General features: G+C 60.8%; 25 protein-coding genes and 1 tRNA gene. 14 read left to right on the forward strand and 12 right to left on the reverse strand.

Features of this window, described 5'->3' with window-relative positions; translation table 11 throughout:
* Positions 1–11: 11 nt before the first annotated feature.
* The gene (locus tag ATY79_RS27095) at positions 12–1529 is read left to right on the forward strand and encodes a tripartite tricarboxylate transporter permease (RefSeq protein WP_088692082.1); all 1518 of its coding nucleotides are present in this window, start codon (positions 12–14) and stop codon (positions 1527–1529) included.
* 135 nt (positions 1530–1664) lie between these two features.
* Here ATY79_RS27095 and ATY79_RS27100 read toward each other — a convergent pair whose 3' ends face one another.
* Positions 1665–2195, reverse strand: a complete 531-nt coding sequence (locus tag ATY79_RS27100; protein ID WP_189637112.1) for a GNAT family N-acetyltransferase — start codon at positions 2193–2195, stop codon at positions 1665–1667.
* A gap of 296 nt (positions 2196–2491) precedes the next feature.
* Between ATY79_RS27100 and ATY79_RS31065 the strand changes: the two genes are divergently transcribed.
* Entirely contained in the window at positions 2492–2659 is a 168-nt protein-coding gene (locus ATY79_RS31065) for a hypothetical protein (protein WP_088692221.1), read from the forward strand.
* A gap of 120 nt (positions 2660–2779) precedes the next feature.
* On the opposite strand, the gene ATY79_RS27110 is transcribed toward ATY79_RS31065, so the two are convergent.
* On the reverse strand, positions 2780–3871 hold the full coding sequence (locus tag ATY79_RS27110; RefSeq protein WP_088692080.1) for a DUF475 domain-containing protein: 1092 nt from the start codon (positions 3869–3871) through the stop codon (positions 2780–2782).
* Positions 3872–4229: 358 nt separating this feature from the next.
* Here ATY79_RS27110 and ATY79_RS27115 point away from each other — a divergent pair, with 358 nt between their 5' ends.
* From ATY79_RS27115 to ATY79_RS27125, 3 genes are all read left to right on the forward strand, one after another.
* Entirely contained in the window at positions 4230–4472 is a 243-nt protein-coding gene (locus ATY79_RS27115) for a hypothetical protein (protein ID WP_088692079.1), read from the forward strand.
* A 50-nt stretch (positions 4473–4522) separates the two neighbouring features.
* Positions 4523–4705 carry a hypothetical protein gene (locus ATY79_RS27120; RefSeq protein WP_088692078.1) on the forward strand — a complete coding sequence of 61 codons (183 nt, stop codon included), beginning with the start codon at positions 4523–4525 and terminating at the stop codon, positions 4703–4705.
* Positions 4706–4938: 233 nt separating this feature from the next.
* Positions 4939–5634 (forward strand): hypothetical protein, encoded by a 696-nt coding sequence (locus tag ATY79_RS27125; RefSeq protein WP_088692220.1) that lies wholly within the window; start codon positions 4939–4941, stop codon positions 5632–5634.
* Between the two features lie 27 nt (positions 5635–5661).
* Here ATY79_RS27125 and ATY79_RS27130 read toward each other — a convergent pair whose 3' ends face one another.
* Positions 5662–6141 carry a hypothetical protein gene (locus tag ATY79_RS27130; RefSeq protein WP_088692077.1) on the reverse strand — a complete coding sequence of 160 codons (480 nt, stop codon included), beginning with the start codon at positions 6139–6141 and terminating at the stop codon, positions 5662–5664.
* A gap of 272 nt (positions 6142–6413) precedes the next feature.
* Between ATY79_RS27130 and ATY79_RS27135 the strand changes: the two genes are divergently transcribed.
* Both ATY79_RS27135 and ATY79_RS27140 read left to right on the forward strand, forming a co-directional pair.
* Positions 6414–6635 (forward strand): hypothetical protein, encoded by a 222-nt coding sequence (locus ATY79_RS27135; protein ID WP_088692076.1) that lies wholly within the window; start codon positions 6414–6416, stop codon positions 6633–6635.
* A 204-nt stretch (positions 6636–6839) separates the two neighbouring features.
* Positions 6840–7157, forward strand: coding sequence for a hypothetical protein (locus tag ATY79_RS27140; protein WP_088692075.1), 318 nt, complete (start codon positions 6840–6842; stop codon positions 7155–7157).
* Between the two features lie 116 nt (positions 7158–7273).
* Here the strand turns inward: ATY79_RS27140 and ATY79_RS27145 are convergent.
* A tRNA-Val gene (locus ATY79_RS27145) sits at positions 7274–7348 on the reverse strand.
* 83 nt (positions 7349–7431) lie between these two features.
* Positions 7432–7794, reverse strand: a complete 363-nt coding sequence (gene cpdR1 / locus ATY79_RS27150; RefSeq protein WP_007527565.1) for a response regulator CpdR1 — start codon at positions 7792–7794, stop codon at positions 7432–7434.
* 187 nt (positions 7795–7981) lie between these two features.
* Between cpdR1 and ATY79_RS27155 the strand changes: the two genes are divergently transcribed.
* On the forward strand, positions 7982–8863 hold the full coding sequence (locus ATY79_RS27155; RefSeq protein WP_088692219.1) for an N-formylglutamate amidohydrolase: 882 nt from the start codon (positions 7982–7984) through the stop codon (positions 8861–8863).
* 246 nt (positions 8864–9109) lie between these two features.
* On the forward strand, positions 9110–9883 hold the full coding sequence (hisN, locus tag ATY79_RS27160; protein WP_088692218.1) for a histidinol-phosphatase: 774 nt from the start codon (positions 9110–9112) through the stop codon (positions 9881–9883).
* A gap of 39 nt (positions 9884–9922) precedes the next feature.
* Here the strand turns inward: hisN and ATY79_RS27165 are convergent, their stop codons facing one another.
* Complete coding sequence (locus ATY79_RS27165; RefSeq protein WP_088692074.1) at positions 9923–10897, reverse strand: alpha/beta hydrolase; 975 nt, start codon at positions 10895–10897, stop codon at positions 9923–9925.
* A 538-nt stretch (positions 10898–11435) separates the two neighbouring features.
* Here ATY79_RS27165 and ATY79_RS27170 point away from each other — a divergent pair.
* The gene (locus ATY79_RS27170; RefSeq protein ID WP_056821004.1) at positions 11436–11903 is read left to right on the forward strand and encodes an Hsp20 family protein; all 468 of its coding nucleotides are present in this window, start codon (positions 11436–11438) and stop codon (positions 11901–11903) included.
* 66 nt (positions 11904–11969) lie between these two features.
* Here the strand turns inward: ATY79_RS27170 and ATY79_RS27175 are convergent, their stop codons facing one another.
* Complete coding sequence (locus ATY79_RS27175; RefSeq protein ID WP_088692073.1) at positions 11970–12974, reverse strand: bile acid:sodium symporter family protein; 1005 nt, start codon at positions 12972–12974, stop codon at positions 11970–11972.
* Between the two features lie 92 nt (positions 12975–13066).
* On the opposite strand from ATY79_RS27175, the gene ATY79_RS27180 reads away from it, so the two are divergent.
* Positions 13067–13924 carry a LysR substrate-binding domain-containing protein gene (locus tag ATY79_RS27180; RefSeq protein ID WP_088692072.1) on the forward strand — a complete coding sequence of 286 codons (858 nt, stop codon included), beginning with the start codon at positions 13067–13069 and terminating at the stop codon, positions 13922–13924.
* Positions 13925–13983: 59 nt separating this feature from the next.
* Here the strand turns inward: ATY79_RS27180 and ATY79_RS27185 are convergent, their stop codons facing one another.
* Entirely contained in the window at positions 13984–14487 is a 504-nt protein-coding gene (locus ATY79_RS27185; protein WP_088692071.1) for an N-acetyltransferase, read from the reverse strand.
* Between the two features lie 269 nt (positions 14488–14756).
* Here ATY79_RS27185 and ATY79_RS31930 point away from each other — a divergent pair, with 269 nt between their 5' ends.
* Positions 14757–14885, forward strand: coding sequence for a hypothetical protein (locus ATY79_RS31930; RefSeq protein ID WP_280950672.1), 129 nt, complete (start codon positions 14757–14759; stop codon positions 14883–14885).
* Positions 14886–14895: 10 nt separating this feature from the next.
* On the opposite strand, the gene ATY79_RS27190 is transcribed toward ATY79_RS31930, so the two are convergent.
* On the reverse strand, positions 14896–15945 hold the full coding sequence (locus ATY79_RS27190) for a low specificity L-threonine aldolase (protein ID WP_088705445.1): 1050 nt from the start codon (positions 15943–15945) through the stop codon (positions 14896–14898).
* Positions 15946–16484: 539 nt separating this feature from the next.
* On the opposite strand from ATY79_RS27190, the gene gltB reads away from it, so the two are divergent.
* A complete protein-coding gene (gene gltB / locus ATY79_RS27195; RefSeq protein WP_088692069.1) occupies positions 16485–21206 on the forward strand; it encodes a glutamate synthase large subunit in 4722 nt (1573 codons plus the stop codon).
* 222 nt (positions 21207–21428) lie between these two features.
* Positions 21429–22883, forward strand: coding sequence for a glutamate synthase subunit beta (locus ATY79_RS27200; protein ID WP_088692217.1), 1455 nt, complete (start codon positions 21429–21431; stop codon positions 22881–22883).
* Between the two features lie 51 nt (positions 22884–22934).
* On the opposite strand, the gene ATY79_RS27205 is transcribed toward ATY79_RS27200, so the two are convergent.
* From ATY79_RS27205 to ATY79_RS27215, 3 genes are all read right to left on the reverse strand, one after another.
* The gene (locus ATY79_RS27205) at positions 22935–23597 is read right to left on the reverse strand and encodes an amino acid transporter (RefSeq protein ID WP_245306783.1); all 663 of its coding nucleotides are present in this window, start codon (positions 23595–23597) and stop codon (positions 22935–22937) included.
* Between the two features lie 102 nt (positions 23598–23699).
* Positions 23700–24929 (reverse strand): DUF459 domain-containing protein, encoded by a 1230-nt coding sequence (locus tag ATY79_RS27210; protein ID WP_088692067.1) that lies wholly within the window; start codon positions 24927–24929, stop codon positions 23700–23702.
* Positions 24930–24991: 62 nt separating this feature from the next.
* Complete coding sequence (locus tag ATY79_RS27215; protein ID WP_088692066.1) at positions 24992–26215, reverse strand: lytic murein transglycosylase; 1224 nt, start codon at positions 26213–26215, stop codon at positions 24992–24994.
* Positions 26216–26340 lie beyond the last annotated feature (125 nt).

Raw genomic sequence — 26340 nt, forward strand, 5'->3', positions numbered from 1 at the left:
AACGAATGCCCATGAACACTTTCGAACTCCTCCTTCAGGGCGTCCTGGTCGCCATGCAGCCGATGAACCTGCTTTACGCGTTGATCGGCGTAACGCTTGGAACGGCCGTCGGCGTTCTACCGGGCATCGGTCCGGCGCTGACGGTCGCACTCCTGCTGCCGGTCACCTACAAGCTCGATCCGGGCGGATCGCTCATCATGTTCGCCGGCATCTACTATGGCGGAATGTATGGTGGTTCGACGACCTCGATCCTTCTCAACACGCCGGGCGAGAGCTCCTCGATCGTTACCGCATTGGAGGGCAACAAGATGGCCCGGGCGGGCAGGGGCGGTCCCGCGCTAGCGACAGCGGCGATCGGCTCGTTCGTGGCGGGTCTCATCGCCACGCTCGGACTGGCCTTCATCGCCCCCTATATCGTCAAACTCGCTCTCGTCTTTGGCCCCCGCGAGTATTTTGCACTGATGATTCTTGCCTTCGTCACGGTTTCCTCTGCTTTCGGGGACTCGGCGCTGAGGGGGCTCACCTCGCTCTTCATCGGCTTTGCGCTTGCAATGATCGGTATCGACCTGCAGACCGGCCAGGCGCGTCTTTCCTTCGGCGTTCCGGATCTGCTCGACGGTGTCGAGGTCACGACGCTGGCGGTTGCGATGTTTGCTATTGGCGAGACACTCTATATTGCCGCTCAGGGCAATCGGGGCGAGGAGACCGTCGAGGCGGTCAAGGGTTCGTTGTGGATGACGGCACAGGACTGGGCGCGTTCCTGGAAAGCGTGGCTGCGTGGCACCCTCATTGGTTTCCCGATCGGTGCAATGCCGGCCGGCGGCGCAGAGATCGGAACATTCCTCTCCTATGCCACCGAGAAACGGCTGAGCAAGAATCCCGAGGAATTCGGCCGTGGCGCGATTGAGGGTGTGGCCGGTCCAGAGGCCGCGAACAACGCATCGGCTGCCGGTACGCTCGTTCCGCTCCTGACACTCGGCCTGCCGACTTCGGCAACGGCGGCGATCATGCTCGCCGGCTTCCAACAATACGGTCTGCAGCCCGGCCCCCTGTTATTTGCGAACAACCCACAGATCGTCTGGGGCCTGATTGCCAGCCTGCTGATCGCCAATGCGATGCTCCTGGTGCTCAACCTGCCGCTGATCGGTCTCTGGGTGCGCCTGCTGACGATCCCGAAGCCATGGCTCTATGCCGGCATCCTGCTGTTTGCGACGCTCGGCACGATCGGCGCCAACCCCTCGGTGTTCGAACTCGGCATGCTGCTCGCCTTCGGTGTCCTCGGCTACATCATGCGGCTTTTCGGCTATCCGATCGCGCCCGCGGTCGTCGGCCTCATCCTTGGCCCACTGGCCGAGCAGCAGCTGCGCCGCGCACTTGCGATCAGCCAGGGTGATGTGACGACGCTGGTGATGTCGCCGATCGCTGCCGGCCTGCTGATTGTTGCCGCCGCCGCCTTCATCATTCCGCTGATCCTGCGGTTGCGCGGGCGCGGCGAGGTTCTGTCGCAGCTTGCGGCAAACGAGGATTAAAAGAAAAAGACTGCCCCGAACCCCTCAATTGCGGCCGGCGATGGACACATCGCCGGCCTTTTCGTTCAGGCCCGCGAGACGCTCCGGTGGCGGACACGGCACCACATCAGGCGTCTTGCTCGCGTAGTTGTGCCGTTAGGTGTCGAGACCCTCGACCAGGTCTATCGCCATCACGAGGTCGGTCTGGACGTCCTGACCGACGGTAAATGCCGTGTTACCGGTCACTGCGAATCCGGCTCTTTTGTAAAACGCGATCGCCCGGGCGTTTTGCTCGAATACAGTCAACTCCAAACGGGTTTCGCCGCGTTGCCTAGCCTCGCTCAGAACGGTCTCCAAGAGCTCGGTCGCCAATCCACGGCCTCTCCAACCGGCGTGGACATAAATGCGATTGAGAAAGGCCGACCGATGATCGACCGAGTCGAAAATGACGTGCGCGTATCCGATGATGCGGTCATCAAATGTCGCCAGAAACACCGCGGCGGAGGGATCGCTGATCTCCGCGGCCTGATGTCCGACGCTGAAATTCCTCTCGATATGAGCGTCGATGTCGGGCGCCGTTGTGTCTTTATAGTAGGTATCGCGAAATAGGTGCGCCGCAAATTGCGCCAAGGCTTCGGCCTCCGATAACTCGGCACGTCTGATCACGAACGGTTCTGTCAACAGCATATCCTCCAATCCTTGTGATCACGCCACGGCTCCGTACTGTGGCTCGTTTTGCTGAGTTCATACGGTAGCGCTTGCGTGATCGCCAAGTAGGCGCTCTCAAATATCGGGAAGCATGATCGGAACATGCATTTCCAGACCCCGCCCGAGTGCGCAGACGCCGCTCGTGGGTGGCTGCCTGTCGTGCGTCTATTCTGATCTCGTGTTTTTGCATGGCAGGGCTGAAGTTCCATCGCTTGTCGCAACGCATGGGGAAGCGCACATATGAGCAGTCAATCATAAAGCAAAGCGAGAAAGAAATGTCCTTCCGTAAGTCCATCCGCGATGGTTTCCTTGGCCGCGCCTTTGCGATGATCAGTGCTGCGAATGCTGCGAGCGTCGCTGTCGAAGCTGGCCGCCGCCCGAAGGCACGCGATCTGCGCGAGCTCGGTATCGATCCGAGCATGTTCGGTAGAATCAACCACTAAACGCCTAGGCGCGGTTTTGGCGATCCGCGATCGCCGGATACGAAACAGCCCGCAACCGGATGGTCGCGGGCTTTATTTTTGCCGTGATGAAGCAGCATCGGTCGATGCGGCTTGCAGGGATCAGGCGTGCAGTTCCTTGTGCGCCTCGGCGCGCTCTTGCGCCTGCTCCTTCCTGTTGTAGCGGATGGAAGACCAGAGCGAGATGCCGATCAGGGCCGCGCCGCCAAGGCCGGTGATGACCTCGGGAATATGGTACATGGTCTGCACGTACATGATCACCGAGAGGATCAGGATCGCGTAGAAGGCGCCGTGCTCGAGGTAGCGGTATTCGGCAAGCGTTCCCTTTTCGACAAGCATGATCGTCATCGAGCGCACGTACATGGCGCCGATGCCGAGGCCGATGGCGATGACGAAGAGGTTCTGCGTCAGCGCGAAGGCACCGATGACGCCGTCGAAGGAGAAGCTGGCATCCAGCACTTCCAGATAGATGAAGGCACCGAGACCGCCCTTGGCAGCAGCGCTCATCGTCTGCTGCGAAGCATCGAGCAGACCGCCGATCACCTCAACCGCCAGGAAGGTCAGAAGGCCATAGATGGCGCAATGCACGAAGGTCGTGGCTTCTTCTTCGCCGAGGAACGACGAGAACACCAGGACCAGCGCCAGAACGAAGGCGATCTCGATGCCCTTGATCGTGGCCGAGCGGGCCATCAGCTTTTCAAGCCCTGATATCCAGTGGACGTCCTTCTCGTGATTGAAGAAGTAGTTGAGGCCGACCATCATCAGAAACGTGCCGCCGAAGGCTGCGATCGGCAGATGGGCGTCGTTCATGATGCGGGCGTATTCCGCAGGTTCCCGGGCCGCGAGCACCAGTGCTTCCAATGGGCCGATTTTGGCGGCGATCGCGACGATCGCCAACGGGAAGACGATACGCATGCCGAAGACGGCAATGACGATGCCCCAGGTCAGGAAGCGATGCTGCCAGACCGGCGTCATTTCCTTGAGCTTGTTGGCATTGACGATGGCATTGTCGAAAGAGAGTGAGATTTCCAGCACGGCAAGTACCGTGCAGATGAAGAAGACGGTCGCCATGCCGCCGATCGTGCCTGTCGTCTGCCAGCCGAGGGCTGCGCCCAGGATCAGGCCGAGGATGGTGACTATGAAAGCCCAGCGGAAATAGCTGAGCGTCGGTTTTTGCTGGGAACTGTTGGTCATGGCTGCACCTCGCAGCCACGAACGGTTTCGAACAGAGAATATGTGCGTGAAAAACGCGGCATACCACAAAGGGCATGCGCGTGAGGCATGGTGAGCTTTTTCATCGATGAAAAATCCGCCGGCTTAAGCTGCAGGCGGTACCGACATCACGAGAGCGCCGTAAAAACTCTCGCCAGAGGGGCCCGGCACCAGGTTGACCCATCGGCCGATGTCCGAGGCCGATGGATAGAGCGAAGGTAGTGAACTTACCACGCCAGTCAAGATCGACGCGGCGCGCTCTGTTGTTTTCTTGGGAACTATCCGGCGTCGCCATCGTTACACCTTCACCCGTCATATGCGCATGAACAGGAGGCCGACGATGCACCCCTCGACCCACATCCCCGACAAACGCACGGAAAAGTCCGACCGTATGAAGCGGGCGCGTCCCAACCGAATGCAGAAGGCGCAGGTGCTGCCGCCGCATCACGTCGACCTGACGCTGCCGCATGGCGTTTTTGAAGACGTTCACGTTCCCGCTCATGTCACTGGCGGCGATCTTTCGAAAGGCGGGCCGAAGCCGGCCGCGGAAGACGATTCCACGCTTGCCAAGCCACGTCGTTGATCTGCCGCCACTGCAATCCACTTCATATTCGCGACAATCGGTGAGAAAAGATGAAAGCAGTTTTGGTGCCGCACGACATTGCCATCAAGCACGAGATCGAATGGCAGGCGCTTCGCGCCGCCGCTGATACACAGGTCGACCCGGAAAGAAGCGAGATCGCAGCTTCGCCGAGCTCTCGTTGCGCCTCGCCAATGCGCTCTTCGTCGGAGAGGACCTCGCCGGCTCGCGCCTGACACCTGCGCCCTGACACCTGCGCCCTGACACCTGCGCTATGGCTGGCTGCCCGACGATCGATGAGAACCGGCATCGGGGCAGCGCCGGTCCCGTCCTGCCCATGCTGGATTTCCAGGAAGATGGTCGACCTCTTTCGAACATGCCTTGCCGCAGCCGCGCCAAAATGCTTGGTCGCCAACGTTTCGGAAAGGATTACCCGGCGATAATCGGCGCATTCACGGGAATCGGACAGATGGCAAAGACCGCGACACGCCGCCGCAAATCATCAGCACGATCGAAGGCAAGAGGAGGCGGAAGCGCGCTCCCCTGGACAATCATCGGTGTTCTCGCCGTTGGCGGTATTGCGCTATACGACAACTGGAAAAGCGTGAAACCGATGCTGGCGGCGCATGCGCCAGTAGCGACATTCGCTCGGCCGGCCACGGTCGCACGGAACGAACCCGAGCGCGACACCAGCCCCCGGCAGACCGCTTCGATAACCGCGGCACGCCTGACGCCGCCTGCTGCCGTGCCCATTCCGGCCAAGGCACCCGTCGTCCCGGAGAAGCCTGTACCTGTTTCCGTCTCGCCTGCGCAGGAACAGACCGGCAAGGCTGCGTTTGGCTATTGCGGGCAGGGAGAGCATATCAACTGCGTCGCCGATGGAGACACGTTCTGGTACAAGGGCGAGAAGATCGCCATTGCCGACGTCGTGACGCCAGGTATCGAGACGGCTCGCTGCGACAATGAGAAACGGCTGGGCTTTGCTGCCAAGCTGCGGCTCCTGAGCATTTTGAACGCCGGATCCTTCTCGTTGAACCCGGCTGGGCAGCCCGGAAAGGCAGGCGCCCCGCATGTCGTGTCGCGGGACGGTCGGTCGATCGGTGTGCAGATGATCAACGAGGGCTTGGCCCGCAAACCGGGCGCGAGTGGCGCCTGGTGTGCCTGAGCCTAACCTAAAACAACAAACGGTCGCCTATTTCTGCTTCGGCGCCTTGCCGTTGGTGCGGAAGCTGCCCGTAAAGGCCGTGTCCTTGCTTTCGGCCGTGCATTCGATGTCAACCGGCTTGCCGCCGTACGGGTTGCCCATCGTGCAGGTGCCGGCAACCTTTACCTGACCTGTCAGCTTCTGGCCGACGCCGGTCACCACGAGGTTGAGCGGCATGCGGGCGTTGCCGTTCGAAGCAGGCTTGATGGCCGTGCCATCGCCTTGAAAGCCCAGCATCTTGCCGCCCGAGGTGAAGATGAAGGTGACTTGGCCATTCACAAGTGTCACGCTTGCAAGTTCGCTTTCACAACCCTTCGTCGCGTCGACCTTGCCGACGACGAGCTTGGCGCATTTGCCGGCGAGCGTCAGGGCACCGGGGGCGCCGGGGAAATTCTGCGACGCCGCATCTGCTGTCGTGGTCAGTGTCGCCGCGAGCAGCGAAGCGGTGGCCAAAGTTGCCAGTCTCATGTCTTTACCTCGTAGTGCGTGTCTCAGCAGTGCTGTTGTCGGTAGCGACTTGCCATTGTTCTGTGTTCGAAATTGGTCGATAGGCTCGACTTTCCATTCTGGCAATTGGCGGAAAACCAGAATGATGGCCGGCGAGATCCAAGTGCCCGTCGTACTCCATACGGGCGTCCCCTGCATGCGGTGATATGACGCTTGGGCAAAGTGATCGCGAGCGATAGCTAAACTCTCGTCTGGCAGCGAGATTGCCAGTCTAGCTAAGATGGAGGAATGCGATGATCAGGAAAATCGCTCTGAGTGTTGCTATCCTGGCCTTCGGCGTCGCTCCGGCGCTTGCCGCAAGCAGCCACTATTATGTGGAGCATGCTCCGAACAGCAGCAAATGCAGCATCGTTTCGAAGCGTCCTGACGGCAAGGCCGCGATGGCTGTCGGTAGCGCCTACAAGACAAAAGCGCTCGCCGAGGCGGCCATGAAGTCCGCACCAGCGTGCATGTAATATGGCTCACCCGGCCCCACTGAACGAAGCGCCCGCTGGTTTGGCGGGCGCTCTGCATATGGGGACATCGGACTGTTTTGGCATGTCGCGGGTCACCTACGACCTCGCAACCGGCCGCACGCTTGACGGTACCAGTTGCTTTGTCCGGTTCGCCGAAAGCGAGTATAGTTGTTTTCCCGCCATGCTCATGCCGGGGAGGGTGAGATGGGCTGCATTCAGGTCGTCGTTCATGCTTCGCTGTTGGCCGTAACGCTCGTGCTGCCATCGACGGCACTTTCTGCGGGTGCCTTGAACGTCGATGCGCGCGCTTACACCTGTAGCCAAATCTCGCAGATCATCCGCCAGAACAAGAAGGTGTTCGTCCGCTCCGGCTTCGGCGGCAGCAGCTTCCGCTATCCGCCTGCCAAATGCGGCCTGGGCTATGCGCGCACCACCGCCAGTTTCCGGGACAAGACCGGCAAGCAATGTGTCCTCGACTACGCCTGCACGTACGACGGCGGATCGTTTTACAACAACCCCTAGCGTCAGATGCCGGAGCCCGGGGACGCGGCGATGCGTTGTCGCCGCACGCGCGAAATAGTGTTCGAGCCGGAAACGAAAAAGGCTTAGCGATTTCTCGCTAAGCCTTTGAATTCGAATGGTGGGCGTGACAAGGATCGAACTTGTGACCCCTACGATGTCAACGTAGTGCTCTCCCGCTGAGCTACACGCCCATCCGATGGCGGCGCATAGACCACAAACCGTTTTTGTCGTCAATAGACTTTTTTCGGTTTTGTGACATGCACTGCCGGAAGCCTTACGCGGCAAGCATTTTGTTCACTTCCTCAACGAGGTCGCGGAGGTGGAAAGGCTTGGAAAGAACCTTCGCATCCTTCGGCGCCTTCGAATCAGGGTTCAGAGCGACAGCTGCGAATCCGGTGATGAACATCACTTTCAGGTCCGGATCGAGTTCGGTCGCGCGGCGCGCCAGTTCGATTCCGTCCATTTCGGGCATGACGATATCGGTCAGGAGTAGCGAGAAGGGTTCTTCGCGAAGCCTGTCATAGGCGCTGGCACCGTTGTCGTAAGAGAGGACCTTGTAGCCTGCCTTTTCAAGCGCCTTCACGAGGAAGCGGCGCATGTCGTTGTCGTCTTCTGCAAGAAGTATCTTCTGAGTCATTATCCAGACCGCTAATCAGTAATTTATGCGTGGGGCTCCAGCCAATTACACTAGAAGTCGGCCAGTAAACAACCGGTGAAGAGGCTGTCTGGGCCGTCATCCCCATGAGATAGTATGGACTTGCGGTGCGGCAACTGGCAACATGGGCGAAGCAGTCGCCTCCTGGCATGGTAAAAAGGGAAAAAGGGTGCACGAAATCCCCGAATACGCACTTTTCGAGATCCGGGAGCCTTTGTCGCACGCCATTCCATTCGTCTACAACTCGCCGCACAGCGGGCGCATCTATCCGCCCGAATTCATCGCCCAGTCGCGGCTCGAAGGCGTTTCCATCCGTCGTTCCGAGGACCACTATGTCGATGAGCTGTTTGCCGATGCGAGCGCGCTCGGGGCGCCGCTCCTGCTCGCCAACTTTCCGCGCGCCTACCTGGATGTGAACCGTGAGCCCTACGAACTCGATCCGCGCATGTTCGACGGTCTGCTACCGCCCTACGCCAACATCAATTCGCTGCGCGTCGCAGGCGGCCTCGGTACCATTCCCCGTATCGTTGCCGAGAACATGGAGATCTACGCCCGTCGGCTGTCGGTGCAGGAAGGGCTCGATCGCATCGAGGCCGTCTATAAGCCGTATCATGCGGCGCTGCGGCGGCTGATCGCACGCACGCATGTCCAGTTCGGCTTCGGTGTACTGATCGACTGCCACTCCATGCCGGGCAATGTCCGCGTCGCAGGCACCAATGCGCGGCCGGATTTCATTATCGGCGATCGCTATGGCACCAGCGCTTCGGCCGAGCTGTCGCGGGCGGCCGTCGCCATCTTCGAGGAAATGGGCTTCACGGCGATCCGCAACAAGCCCTATGCCGGCGGCTTCATCACCGAGCACTACGGCCGGCCGTCACGCGGGCTTCATGCGCTGCAGATAGAAGTCAACCGGTCGATTTATGTCGACGAAATCACGCTGGAGAAGCGCGCCGACTTTGCCCTGGTCGCCGGAGCGATCACTGCCTTTATGCGTCAGATGGCGATCTATGTGGCGCAGTTTGCGACCGACTCTGCCCTGGCTGCCGAGTAAGTCTTCCGAGATGGCTTAAAAAAAGACCGCCTCACGGCGGTCTAAGTCTAGGGAGGAAACACCCAAGGAGGGTATTTACAGTCAAAAGACTGTGAGCAAACGCTACTATTGCGGTGCACAATTGTCAATCAATATTTTGCGGTGCAAAAATATTGTGCAGCCGGCTAAAAGCTGCTGCTCTCGTTTGCAACTGACCGCAATTCCGCTATGAAAAGCGCCACTCGCGCGCCACCGATGGATTTCACCATGCTTCCTGATCGCTCGTTCTTCAATCGCCTGGCGGAGGCCGCCAAGGCCGAGACGTTACCGCGTTTCCGGTCCGGGCTTGACGTGACCAACAAGCTGTCGAGCGGCTTTGACCCAGTCACCGAAGGCGACAGGGCTGCGGAAGTCGCCATTCGTGCGCTGATCGAGGAGCATTTCCCGGAGCACGGCATTCTTGGTGAAGAGCACGGCGATGTCGGCCTCGACCGCGAATATGTTTGGGTGATCGACCCAATCGATGGTACGCGCGCCTTTATCTCCGGTGTTCCTGTCTGGGGAACGCTGATCGGTCTGCAGCGCGACGGTAGAGCCATCATGGGAATGATCGAGCAGCCCTTTACCGGGGAACGCTACTTCGCGGATCCGAATGGTTCCATCTATAGCGGCCCAGAGGGCGAGCGCCGGCTGCAGGTCCGCGATTGCGGCGCTCTGGCAAACGCCATTCTCTTCACCACCTCACCGCATCTCTTTACCGGCGCCGAGATGGAGAAATACCGGGAAGTCGAAAGCCAGGTAAGACTCTTCCGGTATGGCACGGATTGCTACGCCTATGCGCTGCTCGCTGCCGGTCACGTCGACCTAGTGATCGAAAACAGCCTGAAGCCGTATGATGTCGGCGGCATCATTCCCGTCATCGAGAATGCCGGCGGGATCATCACGACCTGGGATGGCGGGCGCCCGGAAAACGGCGGCTCGATCATTGCAGCGGGAAGCCGCGCCGTCTACGAACAGGCGATGGCCATTCTCAATCGATAGTATCCGACGGCATTTGCCACGGTCTCTTGGAGGGCCGGGCTAGGTGCCAAATCCTTCGACTTCCTCGACGGCCTCGGCGTCACTGCCGGGGACGAAGGCGTGAAAGGCCGCGAGCGCTGCCTTGCGGTAGACATCGCGCTCCTGCAGCACTTCATGCCGCGCACCATTGATCGGCACGAACTGAGCGGCGCGGAAGTAGCGTGAGATACGCTCCTGCGCGATATAGGGCACGATGGCGTCGCGGGTCGGTGCGATGACGACCGTCGGTATGGTGATCGAAAACAGATGACTGGGGGAGGTCACGCGATCGATCGTCCGGAAGGAGTCGTGCAGCCAGCGCGCGGTCGGGGGACCAAGGGTCAGTTCCGGGTGAGCCGCTGCTACGGCGACGTTGCGCTCGAACCGCGTCTCGTCCGATGTCAGCGGATTGTCGCGGAACGGCAGCTCTTTAAGCCGGCGCGTTAGCGGAAACGAGCCGAGACCGAGCGAACAGGCGACCCCGGCGAGGGCACGGATCGTGCCTTCCGACGCTGCCTGACCCGAGAGGCCGATAAAGGGGGCGGTCAGGACCATTCGCTCGATGCGCGTCGAGAGGTACGGGGCAGCCGACATTGCGATCAGCGCGCCGGTCGAATGCGCGAGAATGAAGAATGGCAGACGGGTATCCGGCAACACGATCTTCTCGAGGAATGTGTCGAGGTCGTGCTCGTAGTCGACGAAGCGCCGGACGTGGCCATACTGGCCCCACTTCAGAAGCCGGTCGGAGCCGCCCTGGCCACGCAGATCGAAGGTCGCGACCCAGAGGCCCTTGGCCGTCAGGTCACGGATCGTCTCGAAATACTTCTCGATGTATTCGTTTCGACCCTGGAGGAGCACGACGGTGCCCTTCGCCACCGGCGCATCGGCGCGGAAGACGGCATAGCGCAGCCGATGGCCGTCATGCGTCTCGAAGAAGCCTTCGGTGCGGTTTTCGGGTGCTGGATTATCGGGGGTCGAAAAAAGGACCTGTTCCATGGTCGATCGATCGTGTCCTTCGCGGATTCGCCTTCAGAGTAAAGCGGATAGGCGATCGCCGTGTCAAATCAAAGAAAAAAGCTTGCTTGGCGCTTCGCCCCTGGTGCCGATGCTCGATCCGTTCGGGGGTGCCTGCGACCAGATCAACGCACGCGCCAAAGTGTTGTCGGCCTGACAAGCTGCGGGATCTCGTCTTCGAGCTCGCCATAAAAAAGACCGGCATGCGGAACTTGAGGGGTTCTGCGATGCCGGCCGGAGATCGGGCTGAAGACGAAGGGACGATACACTCCAGCCATCGGGCCAGTGTCACCCGATGGCATGATTCCTAATCCCCCGCTCATGAATGACTTCCGAACCAGCTGTTCATATGCGGTTCACGCGACGTGAGTTCGCTTCTGCGTAGCTCTTGAACTGCGCAAAAATCATCCCCATCTCATTCTTGCAGGCGCCAAACGGGCCTGCCGAACCGTCCCGAAACTGCCGATTGAGGGGTTTCAGGGGCAATTATCGCAACACGTCGCTTCCTCAGGAGGACATCATGCGTCACGTAGACTTCTCTCCCCTCTATCGTTCCACTGTCGGTTTCGACCGCCTCTTCACCATGCTCGACAGCCTCGGTCAGCCTGACCAGGGCCAGACTTATCCGCCCTACAACATCGAGCGCACCGGCGAAAACACCTATCGCATCACCATGGCCGTTGCCGGTTTCGATGAGACCGAAATCTCCATCGAAGCACAGGCCCACGCTCTCACCGTCAAGGGTGAAAAGAGCGAAGAGAAAGCTGATGGTAGCGAGTTCCTCTATCGCGGCATCGCCAAGCGCGCCTTCGAGCGGCGCTTCCAGCTTGCCGACCATGTCGAGGTTACCGCCGCTTCGCTGAAGAATGGTCTGCTCCACATCGACCTGCTTCGCAGCATTCCGGAAGCCATGAAGCCGCGCAAGATCGCGATTGCGGCTGAGCCGGTCAGCGCGCCGAAGGCCATCGAGGCGCAAATCACCAACTAATCGGTCCTCCCAAGACCCAAAATGCCGGCGGCGCTCGTTCGAGCGCCGCCTTTTTATTGTCCGGTGTCAGGCCGGGCTTGCCGCTTCTTCGGCTTCCTCTTCCGTGATGTGGTGCGCCGTCTTCGCCGCATATTTCTGCGCGATTACGGCGCAGATCATGAGCTGGATCTGATGGAACAACATGAGCGGCAACACGATTGCGCCGACCGATTGCCCGGCGAAAATGACGTTCGCCATCGGTGCGCCGCTGGCCAGGCTCTTCTTCGAGCCGCAGAAGGTGATGGTGATCTCGTCGGCCTTGTTGAAGCCCAGTAGACGGCTGCCGTACATCGTGACGCACAGGACGAGAGCAAGCAAAGCCATGTCGGCGACGATGACGGCTGCAATGTCGCCGATCGAGAATGTATGCCACAGCCCCTCAACGACCGCCTTGCTGAAGGCCAGATAGACGACCATGAGGATCGAGCCGCGGTCGACCGGCATCAGCAATGTCTTTTTGGCGCGGATCCAGCCGCCGATCCATGGTTGCAACACCTGACCGACGATGAAGGGCAGCAGCAGCTGCAGCAGGATCTGGCCGAGCACGTCCCATGAGAAGCCGCCATGGCCGCCGACGGAGAAGAGCAGTCCGACGAGCAGCGGCGTCAGAAACATGCCGAAGATGTTCGATGCCGATGCCGAGCAGATCGCAGCCGGTACGTTGCCACCTGCCATGGAGGTGAAGGCGATCGAGGATTGCACCGTCGAAGGCAGGACGCAGAGATAAAGGATGCCGAGATAGAGGGGTTTCGGCAGGATCCATTCGGGCACAAGACCGAGGCCCAGGCCGAGGATGGGAAAAAGACCGAAGGTCGTCAGCAGGATTGCGAGATGCAGCCGCCAGTGAAGCAGGCCGGCGATCACGACGTCACGTGACAGGCGGGCGCCGTGCAGGAAGAAGAGCAGGGCGATCGCCAGGTTCGTCGCTATCCCGAAATAGCCCGCAAAGGTGCCCTTGGCCGGCAGCAGTGAGGCGAGGATGACCGTGCAGGCAAGCAGGATCGTGAACGTATCGGGCAGAAAGCGGCGCATGGCTTTACTCATCGGATCGGTGGATCATTGGTATTTCTTCCATTATGATACAGGATGCAAGGAATAACAGTCATCACGCTTCGGGATAGGTTATGCTTGACCTTACACAATTGCGCAGCTTCGTGGCCGTCGAGCAGATGGGAAGCTTCACGCTGGCCGCCGAGCGGCTGGGCCTTGGCCAATCGACCGTCAGCCAGCACATCCAGCGGCTGGAAGGTGCGGTCGGCCGACGATTGCTGGCGCGAGATACCCATAAGGTGGTGCTGACGACGGACGGCGAAGCACTGCTCGGCCACGCGCGGGCGATGCTGGCGATCGAAGCACAGGTGCAGTCGCAATTCAAAGGGCAGAACCTGCGCGGCAATCTGCGGCTCGGCGTCTCGGAGGATTTCGTGACCAGCCAGCTTCCGGCGGTGCTCGAGGATTTCGTTCGTTCGCACCCCTCCGTCGATCTGGAGCTGACGGTGGCGCTATCCGGAACGCTCTACGAGATGCAGGACAATGGCGAGATCGACCTTGTGCTGGCAAAGCGTCGGCTGGGCGACGCGCGTGGCCGGCTGGTCTACCGCGAGCCGCTCGTCTGGCTGGCGCGGGACCCGGATCATGTGCTGAGCAGCGGGCCGCTGCCACTGATTGCCTTCCCGCCACCGAGCATTACGCGCAGTATTTCCCTCGAGGCGCTGGGCCGAAGCCAGATCGCCTGGCGGATCGTCTGTACCTGCGGCAGCCTCAGCGGGCTGACCGCGGCCGCGCGGGCCGGCATGGGCGTGCTGGTGCAACCGCGCAGCATGGCGCCATCGGGCCTGAAAGAGATTGGGCGCGATAGGCTTCCTCTCCTCGAAGACGTGGAATTCGTGCTTGTGCCACGCAAGGGCGCCGATCAGGCGCTGGTATCGGCACTGTCGGAAGACATTCTCGGCAAGGTGCGACGCCTTGGTACCAGCGGGTGAGGCATGAGGGGCGACGTCGGATGACGATCACTTCCGGGAGGCGCGACGTGGTCGCCCGGCTATTCCGTGGCGTTGAAGCCGTCGTGATAATTGACTTTGCCGGTCGGCAGCGGGCCACCATCGAACCTTAGCAGCATGAAATATTCTGCGGGCGCGCCGTCAAAGATCAGGGCATCGTCGTTTTCGAAACCGAAACGCTTGTAGTAGCCGGGATCGCCGAGAACAACGCAGCCACGGGCTCCGATATCGGTCAGTCGCGACAGACCGTCGCGAATGAGTTTGCTGCCGATGCCCTCGTTCTGGCGGTCGGGCCACACCGAAACCGGACCAAGTCCGTACCAGCCCTGGTCGCCGCCATCGATAGTGACCGGCGAGAAGGCGACATGCCCGATGACGTCGCCGTCCTCCACGGCGACGAGCGAAATTGTCAAAGCGTTAGCTTCGCGCAGCGCGGCGACGATTTCCGCCTCTGTCTGGCTGCTGTATGCCTTCGGCGCGAAGGCCGCCTTGGTGAGCTGGCGGATTGCCGCGACGTCGCTCGGCTGTTCGGGACGGATTTCCATCGGCGTCTCTCTCGTCGTCTTCCGGTATCAAGGCATGGCCCGTGATAGCGCGACCTCGGCGTAGTGGCCAGCAGATCGGCAATCAATCATGGTCCCATCACGCAATAACGCTTCGTTGCCGCGCAATGCATTCCCTGCCCCGCCCAAAAGTTAATGGCCTGCTTACCATCTTAAGGTGCCCTCAACCTTGTCACTTAGGCATCTGGTTAGGTTCGGGGCCTAGTCTCCGATTACCCATGGTCGATCTTCGGGGCAAGGAGAACGGACCGATGACGTATGGTGTACTCTTCATATCCGGGCTGGTGGCCTGTGTGATGCTGATTGTCGTGGCGGGGCACGACGCGAAAACGACGGATAGCGGCAAGCCGCAATCTGCCGTGACGGGCCATCAGAATTGAGCCTGAGGAATCAGCGGGCGAGGCAGCCCAGGAAACCATCGACATCTGCCTCATCAGTCGCAAAACTGGTGACGAGGCGGATCAGCGTTTCACTCGGGCCGACGAGCTCGGGTGTGGCCGGCGGCACCGGCCATTCATAGAAGTTCGCACCCCTTTCCTCTGCCGTTTTCGCGGCGCTTTTTGGGATGACGGCGAAGTCCTCGTTGGCAGACGTCGGCCATGCAAGCCGCGATGCCTTGCTTGCGATGATGCCGGCGCGCAGACGATCGGACATGCCGTTCGCATGGCGGGCGAGATCGAGCCAGAGATCGTTCTCGAAATAGGCATCGAACTGGGCTGCAATGAAGCGCGACTTTGAGAACAGCTGGGCAGCGCGCTTGCGGAAGAATGGCATCTCCTTTGCTTGCGCCGGATTGAAGAAGACGATCGCTTCCGCGCACCAGCAGCCATTCTTCGTGCCACCGAAGGACAGCATGTCGATGCCGCGCTTCCAGGTCATCTCGGCCGGACTGACGCCGAGAGAGACGAGGGCATTGGCAAAGCGCGCGCCGTCCATGTGGAGGGGCAGCTTGTCCTTCTGGGCAATCGCGGCGATCTCGTCGATCTCAGACAGGCTATAGACTGTGCCGGCTTCCGTCGCCTGAGTGATCGTCACAGCCGTTGCGCGCCCGTGTTGCACTGCTGTCTGCGGGAAAGCCGCGATTTTCTCCCTAAGCTTCCCCGGATCGATCTTTCCTTCCGCGCCGGGAACGCCAAGCAGGCGCGCACCGCTGAAGAAGTCGGGTGCGCCGCATTCGTCGGCAATCACATGCGCTTCGGAATGGCAGAAGGTGATGCCGCCCGGCCGCTGGACGCTCGCGAGCGACAGCGAGTTCGCTGCCGTGCCGGTGCCGACGAAAAGCACTGCGACCTCACGTTCGAAGACTTCGGCAAAGCGACGCTCGACACGCCGATCGAGCTCGCTTGCGCCATAGGCCGCGGCAAAGCCGTCGGATTCCCTGAGCAGACGTTCGGCGATGGATCGGTGGGCGCCTGCCCAGTTGTCAGATGCAAAATACATGAAGGGAGACCACGTGGGATGTGATGCGGATGGGGTTCGGGCGGCGACCTTACGCCATCACCTCGGCAGGTCAAAGGGGCGGCGTCGAATCCATCACAAAAATTGACTTCGGCAATCAATAAACAAAATAGTGCGGAAATGCGTAATTTTATGTCTCCCTGATAGATGTTTCGGCAAGATTAGATCGCAAACTGCCGATTTTTTGAATCTGCACTCTTGCGCAGGCGGCTCGTTTCTGCCATAGATCAAGTGAATTAGGACAGGGTTGCTGTCCTATTTGGCCGCAATGGCCGAAGAGGCGCCAAAAAACCTTACACTCGTGGGGTTTCACGCTATAGTTCTTCAAACGCGGGCGAATGCCCGCGCGCGGAGGCGGATGGCAGGCGCAGGAGCGCACGGTTGCTTTCCCCTGGAGAGCCTGCCGCCGGCGACCGGATCTTCGATAATGCAACAGCGCTGTCACGCACCGAACCTAGGATCAGGGACGGCGCGCGGCAGGAAGCCGCCAGCAGCCCCGCGGGCTCTGACAGGAGGGAAAGATGACGAAGACGCCATCCACGGGTTTTGACCAGTTCGCAGCAGCAACGACGCGCGCGACGGCCAATACGCGTAAATTCGCCTCCGGTCTGCCGCGAAAGCAGGGGCTGTATGACCCGCGCAACGAGCACGATGCCTGCGGCGTCGGCTTTGTCGCCCATATGAAGGGTCAGAAGTCGCACCAGATCGTCAAGGACGGTCTCTTCATTCTCGAGAACCTGACGCACCGTGGTGCCGTCGGCGCCGATCCGCTGATGGGCGATGGCGCCGGTATTCTCGTGCAGATCCCCGATCGCTTCTTCCGTGAGGAAATGGCCAAGCAGGGCGTCACCTTGCCGAAGGTCGGCGAGTACGGCATGGGTCACATCTTCATGCCGCGCGACGAAAAGCAGATCGCGCATTTCAAGAAGGTGATCCAGGACGTCATCACCGAAGAAGGTCAGGTCTTCCTCGGCTTCCGCGACGTGCCCGTCGACAATTCCTCGCTTTCGAAGGCGCCTGAGATTGCTGCCACCGAGCCGCATCACGTGCAGGTCTTCATCGGCGCGGGCAAGGACGCTGCGACGAACGACGAGTTCGAGCGTCGCCTGTTCACGCTCCGCAAGGTGATCTCCAACCGCATCTACGACGAATTCGACGGCGAGGAGAGCAACTTCTATCCGGTGTCGCTCTCGTCGGCGACCGTCGTCTACAAGGGCATGTTCCTGGCCTACCAGGTTGGCGCCTACTACAAGGACCTGTCGGACCCGCGTTTCGAAACCGCGGTTGCCCTTGTGCATCAGCGCTTCTCGACCAACACCTTCCCGTCGTGGAAGCTGGCGCACCCCTACCGCATGGTCGCCCACAACGGCGAAATCAACACGCTGCGCTCCAACGTCAACTGGATGGCGGCACGTCAGGCCTCGGTGTCCTCGCCGCTCTTCGGCGACGATATCTCGAAGCTCTGGCCGATCTCCTATGAAGGCCAGTCGGATACGGCCTGTTTCGACAACGCGCTCGAGTTCCTCGTGCGCGGCGGCTACTCCATGGCGCATGCCGTCATGATGCTGATCCCGGAAGCCTGGGCCGGAAACCAGTCGATGGCGGCCGATCGCAAGGCATTCTACGAATACCACGCCGCCCTGATGGAGCCGTGGGACGGACCGGCGGCCGTTGCCTTCACCGACGGCAAGCAGATCGGCGCGACGCTCGACCGTAACGGCCTGCGTCCGGCCCGCTATCTTGTCACGTCAGACGATCGCGTCATCCTCGCTTCGGAAGCGGGTACGCTGCCGGTGGCTGAAGAGGATATCGTCCAGAAGTGGCGCCTGCAGCCGGGCAAGATGCTGCTGATCGACATGGAGAAGGGCCGCATCGTTTCCGACGAGGAAGTGAAGTCCGAACTCGCGACCAAGCATCCCTACCGTAACTGGCTGGATCGCACCCAGCTGATCCTCGAAGACCTGAAGCCGGTCGAGCCGCGCGCGCTGCGTCGCGACGTGTCGCTGCTCAACCGCCAGCAGGCTTTCGGCTACACTACCGAAGACACCAAGATCCTGATGTCGCCGATGGCGACGACGGGTCAGGAAGCTGTCGGCTCGATGGGCACCGATACGCCGATCTCGGCGATGTCGGAAAAGTCGAAGCTGCTCTACACCTATTTCAAGCAGAACTTCGCGCAGGTCACCAACCCGCCGATCGACCCGATCCGCGAAGAGCTCGTCATGAGCCTCGTTTCGTTCATCGGGCCGCGTCCGAACATTCTCGACCATACCGGCATGGCGAATGCCAAGCGCCTGGAAGTGCGTCAGCCGATCCTGACCAATGGCGACCTCGAAAAGATCCGCTCGATCGGTCACACGGAAGACCGCTTCGACACCAAGACGCTCGACTTCACCTATGACGTCGAGCGTGGCGCCGAAGGCATGCCCGAGATGCTCGATCGTCTCTGTGAGCGCGCGGAAGCGGCGGTCAAGGGCGGCTACAACATCATCGTGCTCTCCGATCGCCAGATCGGACCGGATCGTATCGCGATCCCGGCGCTCTTGGCGACCGCTGCCGTGCACCATCATCTGATCCGCAAGGGCCTGCGTACCTCGGTCGGCCTCGTCGTCGAGACCGGCGAGCCGCGCGAAGTGCATCATTTCTGCCTGCTCGCAGGCTATGGCGCCGAAGCGATCAACCCTTACCTTGCCTTCGACACGCTGCTTGACATGCATGCCAAGGGCGAGTTCCCCAAGGAAGTGGACGCCTCCGAAGTTGTCTACCGCTACATCAAGGCGGTCGGCAAAGGCATCCTCAAGGTTATGTCGAAGATGGGCATCTCGACCTATCAGTCCTATTGCGGCGGTCAGATCTTCGACGCGATCGGCCTGCAGCAGGAGTTGGTCGACAAGTACTTCTTCGGCACCGCGACGATGATCGAAGGCGTCGATCTCAAGGCGATCGCCGAAGAGACCGTTGCCCGTCACAACTCCGCCTTCGGCAAGGACCCGCTGCTCGCGACCACGCTCGATATCGGTGGTGAGTATGCCTACCGCATGCGCGGCGAAAGCCATGCGTGGACCCCGGATGCGGTGGCCACGCTGCAGCACGCCGTTCGCGGCAATGCCGAGGACCGCTACCGCGAGTTCGCCGAGATGGTGAACACCTCGGCGCTGCGCATGAACACGATCCGCGGCCTGTTCAACATCAAGAGTGCCGAGCAGCTCGGTCGCAAGCCGGTCTCGGTCGATGAGGTCGAGCCTGCTGCCGAGATCGTCAAGCGTTTCTCGACGGGCGCCATGTCCTTCGGCTCGATCAGCCGCGAGGCGCATACGACGCTGGCGATCGCGATGAACAAGATCGGCGGCAAGTCCAACACCGGCGAGGGCGGCGAAGAGTCGGACCGTTACATGCCGCTGCCGGATGGTTCGTCGAATCCGGAACGCTCGGCGATCAAGCAGATCGCATCGGGACGCTTCGGTGTCACGACTGAGTACCTCGTAAACGCCGACATGCTGCAGATCAAGGTCGCGCAGGGTGCGAAGCCCGGCGAAGGCGGCCAGTTGCCCGGCCACAAGGTCGATGCGACTGTTGCCAAGACCCGCCATTCGACGCCGGGCGTCGGCCTGATCTCGCCACCGCCGCACCACGACATCTATTCGATCGAAGATCTGGCGCAGCTGATCTACGACCTGAAGAACGTCAACCCGACGTCGGATGTCTCGGTCAAGCTCGTCTCGGAAGTCGGCGTCGGCACGGTTGCCGCCGGCGTTGCCAAGGCGCGCGCCGATCACATCACCGTCTCCGGCTTTGACGGTGGTACCGGCGCATCGCCGCTGACCTCGCTGAAGCATGCCGGTTCTCCGTGGGAAATCGGCCTTGCCGAGACGCAGCAGACGCTTGTCTTGAACGGCCTGCGTTCGCGTATCGCCCTGCAGGTCGATGGCGGTCTGAAGACCGGCCGGGATGTCATCATCGGTGCGCTTCTCGGTGCCGACGAATTCGGCTTCGCGACCGCGCCGCTGATCGCCGCCGGCTGCATCATGATGCGCAAGTGCCACCTGAACACCTGTCCTGTCGGCGTTGCCACGCAGGATCCGGTTCTGCGAAAACGCTTCAAGGGCACGCCGGAGCACGTCGTCAACTACTTCTTCTTCGTCGCCAACGAAGTGCGCGAAATCCTGGCCTCGCTCGGCTTCACCAAGCTCGATGACATCATCGGCGCCTCGGAACTGCTCGAGAAGGACGAGATGCTGGCGCATTGGAAGTCCAAGGGGCTCGACTTCAGCCGCATCTTCCACAAGGTCGAGGCGCCGAAGGATGCGACCTACTGGACATCACGCCAGAAGCACCCGATCGACGACATTCTCGATCGCGAGTTGATCGCGGAGGCCGAGCCGGCATTGTCTTCGAAGACGCCTGTGTCCTTCGAAGTCGATATCAAGAACGTCGACCGTTCGGCGGGCGCGATGCTGTCAGGTGAAGTTGCCAAGCGCTACAACCACCGTGGCCTCAAGGACGACACGATCAGCGTGACGCTCAAGGGCACGGCCGGCCAGTCGTTCGGCGCGTTCCTGGCGCGCGGCGTCACCTTCAACCTGATCGGTGACGGCAACGACTATGTCGGCAAGGGCCTGTCGGGCGGCAAGATCATTGTCCGGCCGCCTGAGAACTCGAAGATCGTGGCGGAAGAGTCGATCATCGTCGGCAACACCGTTCTCTACGGTGCGACCGAAGGCGAGTGCTACTTCCGCGGTGTCGCGGGTGAGCGCTTCGCGGTCCGTAACTCGGGTGCGATCGCCATCGTCGAAGGCGTGGGCGACCACGGCTGCGAATACATGACGGGCGGTGTCGTTGTCGTTCTCGGCTCGACGGGTCGTAACTTCGCGGCCGGTATGTCCGGTGGCGTTGCCTACGTGCTCGATGAAGCCGGCGATTTCGCCAAGCGCTGCAACATGGCGATGGTCGAGCTCGAGCCGGTTCCAGAAGAGGACGACATGCTGGAGAAGCTGCATCATCACGGCGGCGACCTCATGCACAAGGGACGCGTCGACGTTTCCGGTGACATGACGCGTCACGACGAGGAGCGCCTCTACCAGCTGATCTCCAACCATCTGCACTACACGGGCTCCACCCGCGCCAAGCAGATCCTGGACAACTGGGCCGACTACCGTCCGAAGTTCCGCAAGGTCATGCCGGTCGAGTACCGCCGTGCGCTTGAAGAAATGGAACGCGCCCGCATGGGAATTGCGGCCGAGTAAATACGCTTACTTCCGTTGCGCTGGTGAAGGCCGGCGCGGCGGATGACCGAAATATCTCAATGACCCACACGTCGGCAGCAGCCTCAGGCAGCGCAGACGCGTGGATAGCACTCAAGGGATATGCTTGATGACGGTCGAAAGAAGCAACTTGCCTCCACTGTCGAGGCTGACGATGGACAACTGGCCGCAGGCGAGGCGGTCATGAGTGTAAGGGACGAAAATATGGGTAAGGTCACAGGGTTTCTGGAAATCGACCGGCAGGTAGCGAAGTATCAGCCTGCCTCGGATCGCATCCGGCATTTCCGCGAATTCACGATCCCGATGTCGGACCAGGAAGTGCAGAAACAGGCGGCCCGCTGCATGGACTGTGGCATCCCTTATTGCCACGGTCCGACCGGTTGTCCTGTGCATAACCAGATTCCGGACTGGAACGACCTCGTCTACAACAACAACTGGGAAGCGGCGATCCAGAACCTGCATTCCACGAACAACTTCCCGGAGTTCACCGGCCGCGTCTGCCCGGCACCTTGCGAGGAAGCTTGCACGTTGAACCTCGAAGACACGCCGGTTGCGATCAAGACCGTCGAGCAGGCGATCGCCGACAAGGCCTACGAGCTCGGCTTCATCCGTCCGCAGCCGGCGACTGTCCATACCGGCAAGAAGGTTGCGATCATCGGTTCCGGCCCGGCCGGCATGGCGGCTGCCCAGCAGCTCGGTCGCGCTGGGCATGAGGTCCACGTGTACGAACGCGAAAGCAAGCCCGGCGGCCTGCTGCGCTACGGTATCCCTGACTTCAAGATGGAAAAGAACTTCATCGATCGCCGCGTCGAGCAGATGAAGGGTGAGGGCGTCACCTTCCATTGCGGCGTCAATGTCGGCGTCGACGTGAAGGTCGAGCAGCTGCTCGCCGACCACGATGCGGTGCTCTATTGCGGCGGTTCTGAAACGCCCCGCGAAGCGGGTATCCCGGGTATCGAGCTTTCCGGCGTCCACGATGCGATGCCGTACCTCGTGCAGCAGAACAAGCGTGTCGGCCGCGAAAACATCGACAGCGTCGGCTGGGCGTCGGACCCGATCCTTGCTGGCGCCAAGCATGTCGTCGTCGTCGGCGGTGGCGACACGGCATCGGACTGCGTCGGTACGGCGTTCCGTCAGGGCGCTGTGAAGGTCACGCAGCTCGACATCCGCCCGCAGCCGCCGGAGAAGGAAGACAAGCTCGCCGTCTGGCCGTTCTGGGCGACCAAGATGCGCACCTCGTCTTCGCAGGCCGAAGGCGCCATCCGCGAGTTCCAGGTGGCAACGCTCGAGTTCGTCGGCGAAGACGGTGTGCTGACAGGCGTGAAGTGCTGCGAAGTCGACGAGCGCCGCAAGCCGATCGCCGGCACGGAGTTCATCATCAAGGCCGACCTCGCCTTCATCGCGATCGGTTTCAGCGGTCCGTTCAAGGACAGCGTGCTGAAGGAACTCGACGGCAAGCTCACGCTCAACACCGACCGTCGCGGCTCGACCAACGTCGTTGCCAACGACAAGGACTACAAGACCTCGGTCGACAAGTTCTGGACGGCAGGCGACGTGCGCCGCGGCCAGTCTCTGGTGGTCTGGGCGATCCGCGAAGGCCGTCAGGCAGCCCGCGCCATCGACGAAGCCCTGATGGGCTCGACGGTTCTGCCGCGGTAGGCGACATATTTGATGGTTGATTTCGGGCCGCGTCGAGCGGCCCTTTTCGTTTTATGTGTCCCGGTCGCAGTGATGCGAACGTCGAGGGCACTGGCTCTCTTGCAGGCGCTTCAGCCATTCATGGCCGGGGTGGGATGCGGCAAGAGAGGTTTTTAGCCATAAACGTTCCGAAGCCGGCAGCTTCGGAAGAGCTCTTTCGAAATCGATCTCATCCTTGGCGCGTTGGTATTTCGCCTTGAATAGAAGAACGATGGCCGGCTTCAAATAGGGAAATCCCTCAGCCGTCGTGCCGACCATCTCGACGCGGGGTCGGGAAATGGCTGGATCCCGTCTGTAGATCCAGGTCTCGCGCGTTCCCGGCTCGATCATCATGTCGACACGCCAGCGCCGTACCTCCACGTCCAGACACCATATCTGCGAGATTGTTGCCGGTGGCTCCTGGTTCACCGGCAGGTGCTCAACAACGCCATCTCCCGCGGTGTGGAATTCCATGCCTTTCAAAGCGTCGCGAAAGACACCGAAATCCTGGCGTAGGACCGTAAATTCAAGGTCCTCGTGCTCGCGTGTTTGACGTCCATGCCACAGGTCGAGTGCCCATCCGCCGACGATGCACCACGGTCTTGAGATACCGCTCAGTCGGCTTGCCAGTTCCGCTGGATGCCAAGCGGACCATGCGCCGTGATCAATCGGCGTTTGTGAATGCATAGTGTTCATCTCTGGACGCCGGCGTAAGGCCTCGTATTGGGTTGTCAGTTTTGCCGACGTACGGCGCTTAGCCCTACACCGTAAGCATGAGAGCTGCTGCGTGCAGGCGGACTATTTAATGGAAACCTGTGCCGTTGGCTTCACCGGCGTCATGCGGTAGTCATCGACGCGGCCGACAGGGGGAGCCGCCATCTCGCCATCCTGAACCAGCAGATCGCGTGGCGACTTGGTGGCGCTGACCGGCAATGCTCTACCGCCAAGGAGTTCCGCGCCGCCATCCAGGTTGGGGTCGGAGAGGCTGATCGGCTCTGTACGACCGGGCATTGCAACAGCGTCGAGCGCCGGCGCGTTGCCAGTATCGAGGCGAACGAGATCAGGGCTTGCCTGTATTCCGAGAATCCGGCGCACAGGCTTCTCGACATAGAAGGCCAACTTGCGCCGGCCGGCTTCTGTAAAGTTGATGCCGTCGGAGGTGCGAAGGCGAACCTGCTGGCCGTTGATATCCGAGCCGGTGACGATGAAGTCACCGCCTTCGTCGACAAAACCGTCCCAGATGTCGACGAACTCGCCTCCCATGCCTTCCATCTGCTTGCGAAACAGTTGATTGAGCTGCGCGGCATCGGCGGTCATTGCAGGCGAATCGAAGGCTGGTAGGCCGACCCAAAGTAATGGGATCCTGCGGCTGGTGACCTGCTTGCCGAACGCCACGACGCGACGCTGATACTCAGCATACCATCCGTCCGTCCTGAATTTCTCCTTGCCGATATCCGTCACCATCTGCTGGCGGTCATTCGCACCGAGCATGATGATGACCATGGCGGGCTTGGTCTCGTCCATGAACTTGGTCAGCTGTTGTGGCCAGTCATAGTAATCGTCTCGCACCAGGCCGGAGGCAACGTTGCTATGTGTCTCGACGACGATGCCGGGAGAATCCTTGAAGGCGGCGTCCATGCCGACGCCGAGGCCGCCTGCGAGAAAATCGCCGACGACGAGGATTTTCTGGGCGTTGGCAAGTTTTTCGACGGCCTTCTCCTCAGCGATAATCGGGGCAGCCGGACGCGGGGTGGAAGCGGCCTTCGGCGCGACCTTTCTCTTTGGAGCGGGCTGTCGCTGCGGCGCGTTCTGAGACGGTGCCTGTGGCGGATATTCCTGGATGTAGCGACGGCCGAGGAAGAAGTCGAGAATTGACTGGCGATAGTAATACCGCTCCTGCGCATCGGCCACACGCACCGGCAGCGCGCTGGAGACAAGCACCAGCGTCGCGGTGCCGATCGCACCCCAGCGGAGCGTTGTCCGGTGAACTCGTTTACGCATAGTCAGCAGCCTCGCATCTGCCGGCATTCTCGCATGGAGCGGGAAGGCGCGTCCACACCCCAAAGTGCATGTCGACGATTATTCTCCGTTTACTTGCGAAGCGCGTTTAAGAGCGGCAGTGATGGCTCGCCGTCCTGCTGCATGCCCATACGGGCCTGGACAGCCGCAATGGCCGCCTTCGATCCGCTGCCGAAGTTCCCGTCAACCTCGCCGTCATAATAGCCGAGCGTCTTCAGGCGGGTCTGCAGTTCGAATTTCTCCTTCACGTCGAGCGTGCCGTCCGGCCGTGGCCAGCGCTGTTTCACGCCGCCATAGCCCGCAATCTCATCCGCCAACAGCCCAACAGCGATCGCATAGCTGTCCGAGGCGTTGTAGTTCTTTATCGTGAAGAAGTTGCCAGTCATCAGAAAGCCCGGGCCATCGGGGCCAGCCGGCATCTTCAGCACGGCGTTGCTGCCGCCATCACGGAAGCTCTTGCCGTTGGGCCGGGTCAGGCCAAGGGAGGCCCACTGCGCCAATGTGTGGGTCTTTCCGACCTGCTTCTTGGCGTTCGGCGGCACAACAACTTCATAGCCCCAGGTCTTGCCGGCATCCCATCCGTTTTTCATCAGCAGGTTGGCAGAGGTGGCGAGCGCATCGGGCACGGAGTTCCAGATGTCGCGATGGCCGTTGCCGTCGGCGTCGACGGCGTAGAGCAGATAGCTTGTCGGAATGAACTGGGTGTGGCCCATCGCGCCAGCCCAGGAGCCGGTCATGCCATCCGGGGAGATGTCGCCGTTCTGCAGAATCTTTAGCGCGGCAATCAACTGCTTCTTGGCGAATTTGGCGCGGCGTTCGTCGGCATAGGCGAGCGTCGCCAGCGCACGCGGCACATAATGCAAGCGATCGTCCTTGCCGAGAACCGCGCCGTAATTCGATTCCATCGACCAGATGGCAAGGAGAATCGTCTTGTCCACGCCGTACTGGCGCTGGATCGAATTCAGAGTCGAAGCGTATTTGGCTGCCATCTGACGGCCGATCTGGACAGTGTAAGGATTTACACGAGAATCCACATAGTCCCAGATTTTTGTCGTGAATTCAGGCTGATAGGCCGCCTTCTCGAGCACGGTCGGGTCGGGATCGCTTACGCCTGCGAAGGCTTTGCGGTAGGTTGCCTTGCTGATGCCATTTTGAGCGGCAGTTTGATAGAAGTCCGCGATCCACGTCTGGAACCGCTGATCTGCTTTCGCGTTAATGGGGGCCAGACCGGCGGACGCGGTCACGATGAGTGCGATAGCAAGACCACGAAGGGAGTTTCTGTGATTTTGAGTCATCGGCGGTCATCCGTCCTTTCGTTTCAGGCACAGCGGAGCGCGAATATCCGCTCAGGCCTGAGACTACCTGAACGAAGTCAACAAATTCTTTACCATGACACAGGAACGCAGTCACCATTTGCAAA

It is taken from the genome of Rhizobium sp. R693, assembly GCF_002211315.1.
Classification (GTDB): Bacteria; Pseudomonadota; Alphaproteobacteria; order Rhizobiales; family Rhizobiaceae; genus Rhizobium.